Source organism: Salinisphaera shabanensis E1L3A (genome assembly GCF_000215955.2).
In the GTDB taxonomy this organism is placed as follows: Bacteria; Pseudomonadota; Gammaproteobacteria; order Nevskiales; family Salinisphaeraceae; genus Salinisphaera; species Salinisphaera shabanensis.
The window spans coordinates 251,277-266,153 of sequence record NZ_AFNV02000003.1; the positions used below are offsets into that span (position 1 = coordinate 251,277).

The window sequence follows — 14,877 nt, forward strand, 5'->3', positions numbered from 1 at the left end:
AATGCGCGCCATGGACGATGTATCAACAATTCTCGAGTCTCTTAACGAAGCCCAGCGCGAAGCGGTGGGCGCACCACCCGGGCATATGCGCGTACTGGCGGGCGCGGGGTCCGGCAAGACACGGGTATTGATACATCGTATCGCCTGGCTGATCGGTGTCGAAGGCGTGGCCCCGCAATCGATTCTCGCGGTGACCTTCACCAACAAGGCCGCGGGCGAAATGCGCGCCCGTTTGGAGCCGATGCTGCGCGTGCCGGCACGTGCGCTATGGGTCGGCACGTTTCACGGCATCGCCCATCGGCTGCTGCGTCTGCACTACAAGGAAGCCAAGCTGCCGCAGACGTTTCAGATCATCGATTCGGACGACCAGTACCGGCTGGTGCGGCGTACGCTCAAGAATCTGGAAATGGACGAGCAGCGCTGGCCGCCGCGCCAGATGCAGGGCTTCATCAACAGTTGCAAAGAGGCCGCCGAGCGCCCGCGCGATTTGGCCGATACGGGCGATTATGCGCGCAGCCAGATGATTCGCGTCTATCAGGCGTACGAAAACGCGCGCGAAGCCGCCGGCCTGGTCGATTTTCCGGAGCTGCTGCTACGCGCGTTCGAGACATGTCGCGACAACGCCGACCTGTTGGCGCACTACCGCCGTCGTTTCAGCCATATCCTCGTCGACGAGTTTCAGGATACGAACGCGCTGCAATATGCCTGGATTCGTTTGCTGGCCGGCGATAGCGGCAAGGTCTTCATCGTCGGCGACGACGATCAGTCCATCTATTCCTGGCGTGGCGCGCGCGTCGACAACATCCTGCGGTTCGAGGAAGACTTCAAGGACACCGCGACCGTGCGCCTGGAGCAGAACTATCGCTCCACCGGCACGATTCTGGGCGCAGCCAACGGCCTGATCGGCCATAACCTCACGCGCCTGGGCAAGGAGCTGTGGACCGCCGGTGCCGACGGCGAGCCGATCGATATCTATGCGGCCTTCAACGAGTACGACGAAGCCCAGCATGTCGTCACCCGTATCCAGAACTGGATCGCCGACGGGGGCAAGCGCTCGGATATCGCGATTCTGTATCGCTCCAATGCCCAGTCGCGCGTACTCGAAGAACGCCTGATCGCTGCCGAGATTTCCTATCGCATCTACGGCGGCCAGAAATTCTTCGAGCGTGCCGAAATCAAGGATGCGCTGGCGTATATGCGCCTGCTGCAATCGCGTGCCGACGACGCGGCGTTCGAGCGTATCGTCAATACGCCGACGCGTGGCATCGGTGCCACCACGGTCGACAAGATCCGTAGCCATGCACGCGCCGGGGCGATGAGTCTCTGGCAGGCCGCATTCGACCTCGCCGAGAACGGGCTACCAGCGCGTGCGGGCAAGATGGTCATGGCCTTTATCGAGCTTATCGATACGCTCGACGCCGAAATCGAAGGCATGGCCTTGCACGAGATCGCCGAAACGGTCATTTCTGCCACTGAGCTCAAGGCGCATCACGGCAAGGGGGGCGACGAGAAAGCCGAAGGCCGCAAGGAAAACCTCGATGAGCTGGTGTCGGCCGCGCGCGCTTATACGGCGGATGACGACGAAACCATGGACGAAATCACCCAGTTCCTGGCCTATGCCTCGCTGGAGGCCGGTGAAAACCAGGCCGGTGAGTGGGACGAATCAGTGCAACTGATGACGCTGCATTCGGCCAAGGGCCTCGAGTTCCCGCTGGTTTTCATGGTCGGCCTCGAAGAAGGCCTGTTCCCGCATCAGCGCTCGATCGATGACGACAACGGCCTCGAGGAAGAGCGTCGCCTATGCTATGTCGGCATGACCCGCGCCATGGAGAAGCTGCATATTTCGCACGCGGAAGTACGACGTCTGCACGGCAGTGAGAATCTGTGCGCGCCGTCACGCTTTCTGCGCGAAATTCCCAGTGATTTCCTGCGCGAAGTCCGCCCGCAGGCGGGTATCAGCCAGCCAGTGTTCCGGCCGGGCAGTATCGCCAAATCCGAACAGCGCGCGGCCGGGCTTTCTTTGGGTCAGCGCGTGGCGCACAAGAAGTTCGGGCAGGGCACGGTGCTGGCGTTCGAGGGCGACGGCGCGCGCGCCCGTATCCAGGTCAATTTCGATGGCGCGGGCAGCAAGTGGTTGATCGCCGGCTATGCCAAACTCGACCCGGCATGAACTGAATCGTTAAACACAATCGCGCAGGCACAGCGCGGCCAGTCAGGGGGAGCGGCATGGGGTTACGTCGTGGTGGGGGATTGTTGCGTTCGTCGGTGCTGGTTGGAGCCATGCTCGCGACAGCGCCTGCGGTAGCGCGAGATGGCGACGCGATGGCGCCGCAGCCGTTGGCTTTTTCGGATCAGTCGCCCACGGTCTCGATCTACGGCCTGCCCCGGGCCGACGGTTATACCGTTGCCGAGCCCGGGGCCTGGCGGGCCGGGCTGCGTGTCGACTACACGAGCCACTACACCGAACAACAGGCCGGTCGTGAAAGCCTGTTGTTCGACGGTGAGACCACACGCGCGGCGCTCATTTTCGAGCGCGGTTTTGGTGATGACTGGCAGGCGACGGTCGAAATTCCTTTTGTCGATCATAGCGGCGGCTTTGCCGACGGCTTCATCGACGACTTTCACGATGTGTTCGGCTTCTCCGATGGCGGTCGGTCCAGCGCGCCGCGAGATCAGCAAAGCTTTCGCTATCAGCGTGATGGGCGGCTGGCGCTCGACGTCAGCGATTCGCCTTCCGGAGTCGGCGATGTACGCCTGGGGCTCAAAAAACGCCTCGCCGGCGTTGGTGACTGGGGCATGGCGGTTGCTGGCGAACTCAAGCTGCCGACCGGCGATGCGGATCGGCTGACTGGCAGCGGCGCGGCCGATGTTTCGTTCTGGGGCACGGTTGGCAACAATCAGAACGGCACGTCGCGCTGGCGCATGCTGGCGGGCGCGGGCGGCCTTTATTCCGGCCAAGGCGATGTGCTGGAAGCGCAGCGCGTGCAGGAAGTCGCTTTCGGCTGGGCGACTCTGGGCTATGCCGTGGCGCCCTCGTTTGTGGTCAAGGTGCAGGCCTATGCACACAGCGCGTTCTACGAAGATACCGATATTGAAGCGCTCGACGGCACGGCAGTGGCCGGGGCATTGGGCGTCGATTGGATGTTGAACGAGCGCTCGCGCATGGAATTTGCGATTATCGAAGATCTGAACACCGGCGCGTCGCCGGATGTCAGTTTTCTGCTGGGGCTGCGCCACGCCTTCTGATGCGCTCCCGGCAACTGGGGGATTGATGAATAATCGTTATTTTTCAGCATGGCTGGCGCTGGTCTGGCTGAGTGTTCTCGGGCTTTTTCTGGCCGCCCAGCCGGCGCTCGCCCAGCCGGCTGATGCGCCGTCTGCCGATGCGGACCTGGCGGCCGCAGCCATGCCGGCCGGCGAACGCGGCGCGCGTTTGACCGTCGGCACGAAGGCGGCGCCGCCGTTTGTCGTTGAAAGCCAGGACGGCGGCTTCTCCGGCGTGAGTATCGTGCTCTGGCAAGCCGTTGCCGAACGTCTGGGCATTGAATACGACTATGCGCCCAGCGATCTGGCAGGGCTGTTTACCGGGCTGGAAGACGGCCGGCTCGACCTGTCGGTGGCCGCGCTGACGGTGACGGCGTCACGCGAAGCCAATATCGACTTTTCCTATCCGTTCTATTCCACGGGGCTGGCGATTGCCGTACCGGCGAATGACGGCAGCGCGGTCTGGGCCACGATTCGGCGGTTCTTTTCCTGGCAGTTTCTAACCGCACTCGCCGCGCTGACGGTCGTACTGCTGGCGGTGGGCGTAATCATCTGGCTGTTCGAGCGCCGCGCCAATGCGGAAGAATTCGGCGGCAGTACCGCGCAAGGCCTGGGTAGCGGGTTCTGGTGGGCCGCGGTCACCATGACCACGGTCGGCTACGGCGACAAGGCACCCAAGACGCTGGGCGGGCGGCTCATTGGGCTGGTCTGGATGTTTGCCGCGATCATCATCATTTCAAGCTTTACCGCAGCGATCGCGACGTCGTTGACAGTCGATCGACTGTCGTCGGGTATCAAGGGCGTACAGGATTTGGCCGATGCGCGGGTTGTCACCGTCGAAGGCTCGGCTGCGGCCCAAGCCCTGCGTGATCGCGGGATCGCGTTCAGCGTGCGCACCGAGCTCGAAGACGGATTGGCCGCGCTGGCTGATGGGCGGGTCGATGCCGTCGTCTACGACGCGCCGCTACTCAACTATCGCGTGAAAAACGCGTATGGCGATACGTTAACCGTGCTCGAGTCGGTTTTCGACCGTCAGGATTATGCTTTCGCTTTACCGCAAGGCAGTGATCTGCGCGAACCGATTAACCGTGCGATTCTCGAGTATCTGGCCAGCGATGCGTGGCGCGATACGTTGACCGAATATCTGGGCAGCCAGCCTTAGCTCAGCAGTAGCCGCCGACGCGTTCAAAGCGATCGCGTCGGCGCCGAATTCAGTCTTTCGCCCGCATGACCAACGTATCGATACGATTCTCGCGTAGGCGCTTGAGGATATTGTTCAGTTCGCTCGATGAGCTGATGGTATTGCTCTGAACGCGGTAGACCGTCTTGCCGGACGGCAGATCGACTTCGACCGTACGCGCAGCGAGCCCCAGCAGGCCCAGCTCGGCTTTGCGCCGTTCCGCGTCGGCCGGCGTGGAGAAGGAACCGGCCTGAATGATGTAACGCCCCGGCTCTGCGACCTTGGGTGTGGTCGGCTGTGGTTTGGAGGCGGGCTGTTCGACTTCGGCGGCGCTCGATGACGAGCTGCTCGACGACGAACGGCTCTTTTTCTCCGGATATTCTTCTTCCGGAATAACCACTTCGTAGTTCGGCAGCATCTTGTAGAAAGAAAAGCGCGGCTCTTCCTCCTCGGCTTCGGGCTCGGCGCTATCGGCAGCAGGCGCTTTTTCCGACTGCGACGATGCGCTCGAACGCGCTTTTTCAGGCGTGGCGATCTCGATCTGTTCGCGGGCGAGATCGCCGCCCGGTCGGGCGAAAATATAAAACACCGCCGCGACGGTCAGCCCGATACACAGTCCGCAGATCATCCATACCCAGCCGGGCGGGCCGCCGCTTTTCGTCCGCTTGGTTTGCGTCGGGCGGGCCGCCGGTTTGCGGCGCGTAGGCTTGCGCTTGCCGCTGTTCGACGACGAATTACCCGGCCGGCTGGAATAGTCTCGCGCCATTACATTTGCTCCGGTGCGCTCACACCCAACAGCTTAAGGCCGTTGGCCAGTACTTGCCGAGTCGCGAATACCAGCGCCAGGCGCGCGTTGCGCAGGGCGGCGTCGTCGACCAGGAACTGCTGGGCGTTGTAGTAACTATGAAATGCATCGGCCAGGTCGCGCAGATAATGAGCCACGGCCTGGGGCGCGAAATCCGTGGCTGCCGTTTCGACAAGCTCGGGAAAGCGCGAAATCGCAGTAATCAGACGTTGTTCATGCGGGCTGTCCAGCCGAGCCAGATCGCCGGCTTCGCGGCTGTAGGTCATATCGCGCTCGGCCAACTGGCCGACCACGCTGCAGATACGCGCATGCGCATACTGGATGTAATAGACCGGATTTTCTTCGCTCTGGCTGCGGGCCAGATCGATATCGAAGGTCTGCTGTGAATCCGGCTTACGTGCGGCCAGGAAATAACGCGTGGCGTCGCGCCCGACCTCGTCGATGAGGTCGCGCAGCGTTACGTAGGAGCCGGCACGCTTGGAGAGCTTCACTTCCTCGCCGGCGCGCATGACCGTGACCATCTGATGCAGCACGTAGTCCGGCCAGCCTTTGGGGATGCCGATATCCAGCGCCTGCAGACCCGCTCGGACACGGGCGATCGTGCCGTGGTGGTCAGCGCCCTGTTCGTTGATCGCGCGCGTATAGCCGCGCTCCCATTTGCCGACATGATAGGCAACATCGGGTACGAAATACGTATAGCCGCCCTCGGCCTTGCGCATCACGCGATCCTTGTCGTCGCCGAAGTCGGTGGTCTTGAGCCACAGCGCGCCGTCGGCTTCGTAGGTGTGACCGGCATCGATCAGGGACTGAACGGTGCGCTCGACCCGGCCTTCGCTATAGAGCGCGGATTCGAGTGAGTAGACATCGAAATCCACCGCAAAGGCTTTCAGGTCGGCGTCCTGCTCGCGGCGCAGATAGGCCACGGCGAATTCACGGATGGCGTTGAGATTGTCCGCATCACCAGCGCCGGTGACTTCGCGATCGTCCGCGGCCACTGTTTCGCCGGCGAGATAGGCCGCGGCCACGTCAGCGATATAGTCGCCGCGATAGCCATCCGTCGGCCACGCGTCGTTTTCGGGCGTAATGCCCTTGGCGCGCGCCTGGACCGAAACAGCGAGATTCGCGATCTGGGCGCCCGCATCGTTGTAGTAGAACTCACGCGTCACGTCGAAGCCGGTGGCCTCGAACAGGCGTGCCAAGCAATCACCGACCGCCGCGCCACGGCCATGGCCGACGTGCAGCGGGCCGGTCGGGTTCGCGGAGACGAACTCGATCATCACCTTCTGGCCCGCGCCGGTGTGGCTGCGGCCATAGGCCGCGCCGGCGGCGAGCACCTCATCGATCGTTGCGCGAAACGCCGCGGACGCGAGGAAGAAGTTAATGAAGCCGGGCCCGGCGATCTCGACCTGGGCGATCTGCTCGTCATCGGCCAACGTGTCCACGATCGTCTGCGCGATCTCGCGCGGGTTGCGGCGCAGCGTCTTGGTCAGCGTCATGGCGATATTGCTGGCGAAGTCGCCATGGGCGGCGTCGCGGGTACGCTCCACATGGGGCGCGGCGGGCGTGTCGATATCGGGCCAGGCGCGTTGGACAGCGTCGGCAAGCAGATCCTGAACGAGACGTTTCACGATGGTTTTGATAGGCGGTCGCGAGAATGACCGCGCAGTCTAACGCGCGCGCTCACGCCCGGCCATGTCTGCCCGGCGATCCGGTCGCCGCTAGACTTGTGCTTCGATCAATACGAAGGCGCGCTGGGCAGGGGCGGGCGCCTCGGCGGCAGCGTCCAGTTCGGCATCGGGTAGCACCCGCGCGCGGGAAAAGCCGCAGTCCTCGAGCATGGCGATGGCCTCATCCGCGTTTACGCACAGCTGATTGCGCAGGTCCCGCCCGCTGATACGGCGCAGCACATCGAACATCAGCCGGGCGGCCATGCCGAACTGGTCGATATGATCGCGCGGATGCACCTCCAGCAGATACCGCCCGCCGCCCAGGCGCGACAATAGCGATGCGATCGCGGTCCAGGCGCGGCGTTTCTCGGCGTGATCGAGATAATCGGTCACGCCCTCGGTCATCGCGATCGCCCGCGTATCGGGCGTGGAGGCTAGCTTCTCGCCGAACCCGTCGGCCAACAGATCGCCGACGTCGAGCTGGTAGTTGTCGGGCAAGGCATGACCGGCGAGCCGGGCGCGTCTTGCCGCGACCATATCCGGCAGGTCGTAGTCGATCCAGCGCATACGCGGGTGCGCTTGCGCGTAGGCGATGCCCCGCGTGGACAGGCCGGCCCCGATCTCGAGCGCCAGGTCGGGCGCTTGTGCATGCGCCCAGGCAGAAAACCAGCGATGGCGCCAGTACAGCGTTTCGCTGAACGCCCCGGCCGCCGGGGCGATCGGCCGAAGCGCGCGGCAGCCATAGTGCAGCGGTAGGAATAGCGCACGGCCGCGCCGACTGTCGAACCAGTCGGCGTAGTCGAAACCAAAATGTGCCCAGGCGCTGGCGGTGGCATAACCGGTGAGCGAGACGCGCGGGTTGCCGGCGGTCGTGTCGGGCTGGGCCATGAGCGCTGGATCGTGAACAGTAGAGAGCGACAGCCTCTCACAGTCGGTGGGATTACAGCAGATCCTGCGGGTCGACATCGATCGACCAGCGCACGCGCCGGGCCCCGGGTAGCTCGGCGAGCACGCGTTGCCAGTGGTCCAGCGCCGGATGCAAACGTGCACGGGTGCTGGAATGCAGTAGCAAGTGGGCACGAAAGCGTCCGGCACGACGTTGCATGGGCGCGGGCACTGGGCCCCAGCAGGCGATCTGCTCGTCGCTATGAATCGTAGCCGCGGCCTGCTCGAGGAACGCCTGCGGCGACTGTATATCCTGTGCCTCGGCGCGCAGCAGGCACAGATAGCCGAACGGCGGCAGTGCTGCCTCGCGGCGCTCGGCGAGGGCCGCTCGGGCGAAGGCGTCGTAACCGCCGCTGAGCAAACGATGCAGCAACGGGTGCTCGGGGTGGCGGGTTTGCAGCCAGACCTCGCCAGGCAGATCGGATCGCCCGGCGCGCCCGGCGACCTGAGTGACCAACTGGGCCATATGTTCGGCGGCGCGAAAATCGGCCGAGAACAGCCCGCCGTCGACGTCGAGCACGGCGACACACGTTAGCCGGGCAAAGTCGTGGCCTTTGGCCAGCATCTGGGTGCCCACCAGCAGCTGTGTTTCACCGCTGGCGACATCGGCGAGCTGGCTTTCGAGACGGCCTTTGCGGGCCACGCTATCGCGATCGAAGCGCGCCAGACGTACATCGGGAAAGCGGCTGCGCAGCGCGCCGGCCACGCGTTCGGTGCCCGCGCCGAGAGCAATCAGCTGCTTCGAGCCGCAGCCGGGGCATTGCGCCGGGGTGTTCTGGTGCGCGCCGCAGTGATGACACTGCAATCGTGCGCCGCCGCCGTGCAGGGTGAGCGGCGCGTCACAGCGCTCACAGGGCGCGATCCAGCCGCAGTCGTGACACGAAAGTGCTGGCGCATAACCGCGTCGGTTAATGAATACCATCACCTGGTTGCCGGCTGTGAGATGGCGTTCGATATGAGCGAGCATTGGATCGGACAGCCCGCCCAGCAGCGGACGCGAACGGATATCGATCACCCGCACGGGCGGCATGGCCGCGCCGGTTGCGCGCTCGGGCAGCTTGAGATGCGCGAAACGACTCCGATCGGCGTTATGCAGGCTTTCAAGCGCCGGTGTGGCGCTGCCGAGAACGATCGGGATGTCGCACTGCTGGGCACGCCGTAGGGCGACATCGCGCGCGTGATAACGAAACCCGTCCTGTTGCTTGTAGGAACCGTCGTGTTCTTCGTCGACCACGATCAGCCCGAGGCGCGGCATGGGCGTGAACACAGCCGAGCGCGTGCCGATGACGATATCCGCATCGCCGGCGCGGGCGGCCCGCCACACATCGGCACGTTCGCCGTCGCTGCGTTGTGAATGCAGCACGCCGATGCTGGCGTCGAAGCGCGTTCGCAGGCGTTCGATCAGCTGTGGGGTGAGGCCGATCTCGGGCGCCAGGAACAGAACCTGACGATTCGCAGCCAGTACCTCGGCCATTTGTCGACAATAGACCTCGGTCTTGCCGCTGCCGGTCACACCTTCCAGCAGCGTGGGATGAAACCCCTCGCCGCGGCTGATGAGTTGTTCTACTGCCTCGCGTTGCATATCGGTGAGGGCAGGCGCGGTACCGGCGCTGCCCTGTTCAAGCGCGCCCGGCAGATCGACTTCCTCGATCAGGCCGCGCCGTTCCAGCGCCTTGAGCGGCGCATGAATCGAACCAAAGCGGGCGAGCAGGTGCGAGTGGGCTACGGGATGCACGCCGGTACGAATTACGTCGAGCAACTCGTGCTGGCGCTTGGCGTGAGCTACCGGCTCGTTAGCCGTATCGCTGGGTACGGCCTGCCAGCCCCGATGGCGGTTTGGGGTCTGGTCTGTCTTCGCGCGACGTAGTGCCACCGGCAAGGCCGTGGCGAGTGCTTCGCCGATCGGGTGGTGGTAATAGCCCGCGGCCCATCGCAACAGTCCCAGCAGTTCGTCATCGAATACCGGCGCATCGTCCAATCGCGCTTCGATTGGGCGCAATCGCTCTCGCGGCAGGTCGCTTTTGACCTCGGTTTCGAGTACGACACCGACCAGCCGCCGTTTGCCGAATCGCACGAGTACGCGACTGCCGATCGGCGTCGCGTCGGTGGCGTCGAGATCGAGGTAATCGAAGCCGCCATATAAAGGCACGGGCACGGCAACGCGCAGAGTTGGCCCTATTTCTACGCCGCTCATCAACGGTTTACAGCCTGTGGATAAAATCGTGGATGAATTTGTTCGAGTACGACTCTGCGATCGGCGAAATCGGTAGGCTTGGTCGAGAATTCGCGTAAAAATTCATTTAAATCAATATGGTATGAATAATTCTGCTCAATGTGCGCTGCAGCAAAAACGATTGCGCGATTTTTTGCGCCCTGTGAATATGTGGATAAACAATTCACCGTGGGGCCGAAGCAGTGCCATATGGCCGTTGTAGCGCCACGGCGGCTTGTGGATGAAGCGCGTGTCACCGTACGAGCCCGCACAGTTCGTCCAGCATCGCCAGTGTCAGGCCCCAAAGGCGCTGGCCGTCGCCGCAGTCATAGCAGGGCATGGGTAAGCTCGCCCGGCCTACTCGCCATCGCATGGTCTGCCGATTGACGGGTTCGTTAAGCCAGGCGAGCGAGAGCCAGCGCGTCGCGGCGATTTCGTGATTGAGTACCGGGGTGATGCGCTGCTCTAGCCTATAAACGAACGGTGACACCACCATGGGGGCCCGCCGCCGATGGTCGAGTGTCAGCCGGTCGTTTAGACGGCCAATACCGTGTTCGCGTGTGATGCGCAGGCCGACTTCCTCCTGGGTTTCGCGACAGGCTGCGCGCGAGGCGCTGGCTTCGTCCGCCGCATCGACCCGGCCGCCCGGGAACGCCATATCACCCGACCAGGGATCGCCCTCCCGGTGCGCGCGCAGCGCGAGCAGTACCTGTGCGCCCTGACCCGAGTCGCGCAGAATGACGGCCACCGCGGCGCGCTTGAGATAGCGCCGAAAGCGCAGGCGCCGAGCACGATAGTCGGCAAGCGTGCGGGCGATGGGGGCGAGTTCATGCATGGGCGAAGCTTAACCGGCAATATGCCGCACCAAGAAAAAAGCCGCCCGAAGGCGGCTTTTCTCGTATTGGCCTAAACGCTCTAGAGCTGCTTGAGGCCGTTGGCCAGGTCCGTACAGACTTGCTTCGCGTCGCCGAACACCATGCGGGTGTTGTCGCCGAAGAACAGGGCGTTCTGTACGCCGGAGAAGCCGGTGCCCTTGCCGCGCTTGACGACATAGACCTCGCGGGCCTTGTCGACATCGAGGATCGGCATGCCGTAGATCGGGCTGGATTCGTCGGTACGCGCGGCCGGGTTGACCACGTCGTTCGCGCCGATGACCAGGGCCGCGTCCGCGTTCGGGAACTCGGCGTTGATCTCTTCCAGATCGAAGATCTTGTCGTAGGGCACGCCGGCCTCGGCCAGCAGCACGTTCATGTGACCGGGCATACGGCCCGCCACCGGGTGGATGGCGAACTTCACGTCCACATCGTGCTCTTTTTCAAGCATCTGTACGAATTCCCAGAGCTTGTGCTGGGCCTGGGCGACGGCCAGACCGTAGCCGGGCACGATGATCAGGCTGTCGGAATAGGCAAACGATGCCGCGGCGTCGAAGGCCTCGACCGACTTCATCTCGCCTTCCGGGCCGTCTGCTTCGGCGCCATCGTCCACGCCGAAGCCGGCGAACAGCACGTTCGAGATCGAACGGTTCATGCCGTTGGCCATGAGCAGCGTGAGCAGCGTACCGGCGGCACCCACGACGGTACCGGCGATGATCATCGCCGCGTTGCCGAGCACGAAGCCCTCGAAGGCCACGGCCAGACCGGTGAAGGCGTTGTACATGGAGATGACCACCGGCATGTCGGCGCCGCCGATCGGGTTGGTCAGCAGTACACCGAAGGCCAGCGACAACAGGAAGAACAGCGTGACCAGAACCGGCGCGCTGCCATCAGAAGCAATGATGGCAATGCCCAGGATCACGGTGATCGCGGCCACACTGCCGTTGATCAGCTGCTGACCGGGCAGGCGGATGGTCTTCTTCATCTTGCCTTCGAGCTTGGCCCAGGCAATCAGCGAACCGGAGAAGGACACGCCACCGATGAGCGCGCCGATCACGGCCAGCGTGAGCACGGTCGTGCCGTGGTCGAACGCGCTGCCGGAGTACATCTCCACCAGCGCGATGGCCGCGGCCGCGCCGCCGCCCATGCCGTTATAGAGCGCAACCATCTGCGGCATGGCGGTCATTTCGACCTTCTTGCCGGTATACCAGGCGCCCGCGCCGCCGATGACGATCGCGAGGATCATCAGCACGTAACGGAAGAACCCGGCTTCCATGGCCGGGTGCCAGAGCGTGACCACGGTGGCCAGCGCCATGCCGATGCCGGCCCACTTGATACCGCTCTTGGCGGTCTTGGGCGAGCCCATGCGCTTGAGGCCGATGATGAACAGTACGGCCGCGATGAAATAACTCGCGTCTACGGTAAATTCCCAGAAACTCATATTCGGTAACCTTTTCGTGTGCTCGTTCTTGTAATGGGATCAGCGAGGATCAGTCCTTGGAGGACTTGAACATTTCGAGCATGCGCTCGGTCACGACATAACCGCCGACCGCGTTGCCGGCCGCCAGAATCACGCCGATAAAGCCGATCAGCGTCTCCCAGAAGCCGTCGGCATGGCCGAGTGCGACCATGGCGCCGACGAGCACGATCCCGTGCACGAAGTTGGAACCCGACATGAGCGGGGTATGCAGGATGGCCGGTACACGGCCAATGATCTCGTAGCCGGTGAAGGCGGCGAGCATGAAGATATAGAGTGCGACAAAACCTGTAATCACTGTCTTTTCTCCCGAAAGATGATGAGCCGGTGGGCGAAGGCCTAGGCGTTGCCTTCGAGCGCCTTCTTGGCGGCTTCGTTGACGGTTTCGCCGTCGTGCGTCAGCGCGGACTTGGCCAGGATTTCGTCATCCCAGTTGATTTCGAGCTTGCGCGTCTTGTCGGCCGGCTTGGCGTCGTCCTGACCTTCTTCCTCGACCACGATCAGCTGCAGGAAGTTGAACAGGTTCTGGGCGTACATCTCGCTGGCATGCTCGGCGAGCAGTGCCGGCACGTTGGAGGGCCCGTAGATGGTCACGCTGCCGTGGGTGACGACTTCGTCAGGCTGGGTGAGCTCGCAGTTGCCGCCGCCGGAGGCGCCGAGGTCGATCAGCACCGAGCCGGGCTTCATGGCATCGACCATCGCCTTGGAGATGATCTTGGGCGCCGGCTTGCCGGGCACCGCGGCGGTGGTGATCACCGCATCGGCATCGGCCATGTTCTTTTCCAGCATCTGCTGCTGTTTCTTCTTTTCCTCGTCGGTTAGCTCGCGGGCATAACCGCCTTCGGCTTCGGCCTTGACGCCTTCGGCCATCAGGAAGTCCGCGCCGAGCGACTCCACCTGTTCCTTGGTGTCGGTACGCACGTCATAGGCGAAGACCTTGGCGCCCAGGCGCTTGGAGGTGGCAATCGCCTGCAGCCCGGCCACGCCGGCGCCGATGACCAGCACCTTGGCCGGGCGAATGGTGCCGGCGGCGGTGGTCAGCATCGGCAGGAAGCGTTCCAGCGAGTTGGCCGCCATGAGCGCGGCCTTGTAGCCGGCCGCGGAGGCCTGTGAGGACAGGGCGTCCATCGACTGGGCACGGGTGATACGCGGCACCAGTTCCATGGCGAAACTGGTCACGCCGGCGTCGTTGAGCGCCTTGACCGTGTCCGGATTGTTATGGGCCTGGACGAAGCTGATGAGTACCGCGCCCTTTTTCATCTTGCCGATCGCCTGGGCATCGGGCGCGTTGACCGCCAGCACCACATCGGCGCCGAATACGTCGTCCGTGTTGTCGGTGATCTGGACCGGCTCCTTGAAGGATTCGTCCGGAATGCGGCTGCCTTCGCCGGCGCCCTTGGCGATCTTGAGATCGACGTTCAGTTTGGCCAGCTTGTCGGCCACCTTGGGCACCATGGCGACACGGGTTTCGCCACTGGCCGTTTCTTTCGGGACTGCGATAGTTACGCTCATGTCTTCCCTTGATTTGTTCTAATGAATATCCGGCGCGGCGCCTCGGCGCTCGAAAAAACGCGCGCTGCGCTCGTCAGGCCGCAGGCCGGATCAACCCCAACTGCAGTCTAACCCAAACCATTAGGCTTTCGTAGCAGATGTCGGGGGCGGCGATTTCAGCTTCCAGGTTGGGTTACCGCGGTTTCGACGTAGTCCTGCGGTAGGCTCAAACGGCGCTCGGACACTTCTTTATGGCTCACGTCGACCAGCTGGCGCCGTTCGCCGGTATTGGTGTCGGTAAAGCGTACCGGCATGCCGGCCAGGCTTAGATAAGGCAGGCCGGCGGTTTCGAAGCCGGTGCCGGCGAGCAGCGTCTGCATGAGCGAGAACATCGACGTGACGGTGGAGAACGTATCCTTGGATATGCCCAGCGCCTTGGGGGTGGCTACGCACAGCGTTTCTGCCGGCTTTCCGCCGCGTACGACCTGAACGACTTCACACTTGATGCCGGCCACGGTATCCGTGCGTCCGGTGCGGTCGAGGCCGATCTTCTGATTGCGGGTATCCAGGCCGGGCACCGATTGCAGCATGGCGGCCCGCGCGGTGGCCTGTTGTTCCTGCGGCAGTTGTTGTACGCGGTCTTCGATCTGGGCGCGCAGCGAATCCACCCGCTGGCGGATGACGCTGGCCGAGTTGCTGTCCAAGCGCGTATACGTGCTTTCACGCGGGTCGATCGAAAAGATCGCCTTGGCGTCTTCCTTGTAGAGCTGCCACTGGGGGCTTGCATCGTCGATACGAACGGCGCCGGGGCGCATATCGACGGTAAAGGCGCCGCTTGCGCCCTGGTAGGTCAGTGTCGTGTTCGCCTGGGCGATGCCCGCGACGGCGCTCAGGCCGGCCAGCAATACAACGGCGGCCGTACGGCGGATTCGAATCATGGGCAGGGTCCTTTTGAACGGGATCG

Annotated in this window: 12 protein-coding genes; 3 read left to right on the plus strand and 9 right to left on the minus strand. The window is 63.4% G+C overall.

Annotated elements, in window-relative coordinates; translation table 11 throughout:
• Nucleotides 1-10 precede the first annotated feature (10 nt).
• The 3 genes from uvrD to SSPSH_RS03020 are packed head-to-tail and all read left to right on the plus strand — an operon-like array spanning nucleotide 11 to nucleotide 4,426.
• Nucleotides 11-2,170: a DNA helicase II gene (gene uvrD / locus SSPSH_RS03010; protein ID WP_006914091.1), complete on the plus strand. Its 2,160-nt coding sequence runs from the start codon at nucleotides 11-13 to the stop codon at nucleotides 2,168-2,170.
• Nucleotides 2,171-2,226: 56 nt separating this feature from the next.
• A complete protein-coding gene (locus SSPSH_RS03015) occupies nucleotides 2,227-3,246 on the plus strand; it encodes a DUF3187 family protein (RefSeq protein ID WP_021031346.1) in 1,020 nt (339 codons plus the stop codon).
• Between the two features lie 25 nt (nucleotides 3,247-3,271).
• Nucleotides 3,272-4,426, plus strand: a complete 1,155-nt coding sequence (locus tag SSPSH_RS03020) for a transporter substrate-binding domain-containing protein (RefSeq protein WP_021031347.1) — start codon at nucleotides 3,272-3,274, stop codon at nucleotides 4,424-4,426.
• Nucleotides 4,427-4,475: 49 nt separating this feature from the next.
• Here the strand turns inward: SSPSH_RS03020 and SSPSH_RS03025 are convergent, their stop codons facing one another.
• From SSPSH_RS03025 to SSPSH_RS03065, 9 genes are all read right to left on the minus strand, one after another.
• Nucleotides 4,476-5,210, minus strand: a complete 735-nt coding sequence (locus SSPSH_RS03025) for an SPOR domain-containing protein (RefSeq protein ID WP_006914088.1) — start codon at nucleotides 5,208-5,210, stop codon at nucleotides 4,476-4,478.
• The gene (gene argS, locus SSPSH_RS03030; protein WP_006914087.1) at nucleotides 5,210-6,877 is read right to left on the minus strand and encodes an arginine--tRNA ligase; all 1,668 of its coding nucleotides are present in this window, start codon (nucleotides 6,875-6,877) and stop codon (nucleotides 5,210-5,212) included. The genes SSPSH_RS03025 and argS overlap by 1 nt, the downstream gene beginning before the upstream one ends.
• 90 nt (nucleotides 6,878-6,967) lie before the next feature.
• The gene (locus SSPSH_RS03035; RefSeq protein ID WP_006914086.1) at nucleotides 6,968-7,804 is read right to left on the minus strand and encodes a class I SAM-dependent methyltransferase; all 837 of its coding nucleotides are present in this window, start codon (nucleotides 7,802-7,804) and stop codon (nucleotides 6,968-6,970) included.
• Between the two features lie 52 nt (nucleotides 7,805-7,856).
• Nucleotides 7,857-10,055, minus strand: coding sequence for a primosomal protein N' (locus SSPSH_RS03040; RefSeq protein ID WP_021031348.1), 2,199 nt, complete (start codon nucleotides 10,053-10,055; stop codon nucleotides 7,857-7,859).
• 271 nt (nucleotides 10,056-10,326) lie between these two features.
• Nucleotides 10,327-10,908 (minus strand): NUDIX hydrolase, encoded by a 582-nt coding sequence (locus SSPSH_RS03045; RefSeq protein ID WP_006914084.1) that lies wholly within the window; start codon nucleotides 10,906-10,908, stop codon nucleotides 10,327-10,329.
• Nucleotides 10,909-10,988: 80 nt separating this feature from the next.
• Nucleotides 10,989-12,386, minus strand: coding sequence for an NAD(P)(+) transhydrogenase (Re/Si-specific) subunit beta (locus tag SSPSH_RS03050; RefSeq protein WP_006914083.1), 1,398 nt, complete (start codon nucleotides 12,384-12,386; stop codon nucleotides 10,989-10,991).
• 49 nt (nucleotides 12,387-12,435) lie between these two features.
• Nucleotides 12,436-12,720: an NAD(P) transhydrogenase subunit alpha part 2 gene (locus SSPSH_RS03055; RefSeq protein ID WP_006914082.1), complete on the minus strand. Its 285-nt coding sequence runs from the start codon at nucleotides 12,718-12,720 to the stop codon at nucleotides 12,436-12,438.
• A 41-nt stretch (nucleotides 12,721-12,761) separates the two neighbouring features.
• Complete coding sequence (locus SSPSH_RS03060; protein WP_006914081.1) at nucleotides 12,762-13,934, minus strand: NAD(P) transhydrogenase subunit alpha; 1,173 nt, start codon at nucleotides 13,932-13,934, stop codon at nucleotides 12,762-12,764.
• A 155-nt stretch (nucleotides 13,935-14,089) separates the two neighbouring features.
• Nucleotides 14,090-14,851, minus strand: coding sequence for a DUF4412 domain-containing protein (locus tag SSPSH_RS03065; RefSeq protein WP_006914080.1), 762 nt, complete (start codon nucleotides 14,849-14,851; stop codon nucleotides 14,090-14,092).
• Nucleotides 14,852-14,877: the final 26 nt, after the last annotated feature.

Excerpts from the sequence above, each read along its gene's own strand:
- SSPSH_RS03035 (WP_006914086.1), bottom strand. The coding sequence starts at position 7,804 with ATGGCCCAGCCCGACACGACCGCCGGCAACCCGCGCGTCTCGCTCACC.
- SSPSH_RS03045 (WP_006914084.1), bottom strand. The coding sequence starts at position 10,908 with ATGCATGAACTCGCCCCCATCGCCCGCACGCTTGCCGACTATCGTGCT.
- SSPSH_RS03060 (WP_006914081.1), bottom strand. The coding sequence starts at position 13,934 with ATGAGCGTAACTATCGCAGTCCCGAAAGAAACGGCCAGTGGCGAAACC.
- SSPSH_RS03050 (WP_006914083.1), bottom strand. The coding sequence starts at position 12,386 with ATGAGTTTCTGGGAATTTACCGTAGACGCGAGTTATTTCATCGCGGCC.
- SSPSH_RS03065 (WP_006914080.1), bottom strand. The coding sequence starts at position 14,851 with ATGATTCGAATCCGCCGTACGGCCGCCGTTGTATTGCTGGCCGGCCTG.
- SSPSH_RS03015 (WP_021031346.1), top strand. The coding sequence starts at position 2,227 with ATGGGGTTACGTCGTGGTGGGGGATTGTTGCGTTCGTCGGTGCTGGTT.
- uvrD (WP_006914091.1), top strand. The coding sequence starts at position 11 with ATGGACGATGTATCAACAATTCTCGAGTCTCTTAACGAAGCCCAGCGC.
- SSPSH_RS03040 (WP_021031348.1), bottom strand. The coding sequence starts at position 10,055 with ATGAGCGGCGTAGAAATAGGGCCAACTCTGCGCGTTGCCGTGCCCGTG.
- SSPSH_RS03020 (WP_021031347.1), top strand. The coding sequence starts at position 3,272 with ATGAATAATCGTTATTTTTCAGCATGGCTGGCGCTGGTCTGGCTGAGT.
- SSPSH_RS03025 (WP_006914088.1), bottom strand. The coding sequence starts at position 5,210 with ATGGCGCGAGACTATTCCAGCCGGCCGGGTAATTCGTCGTCGAACAGC.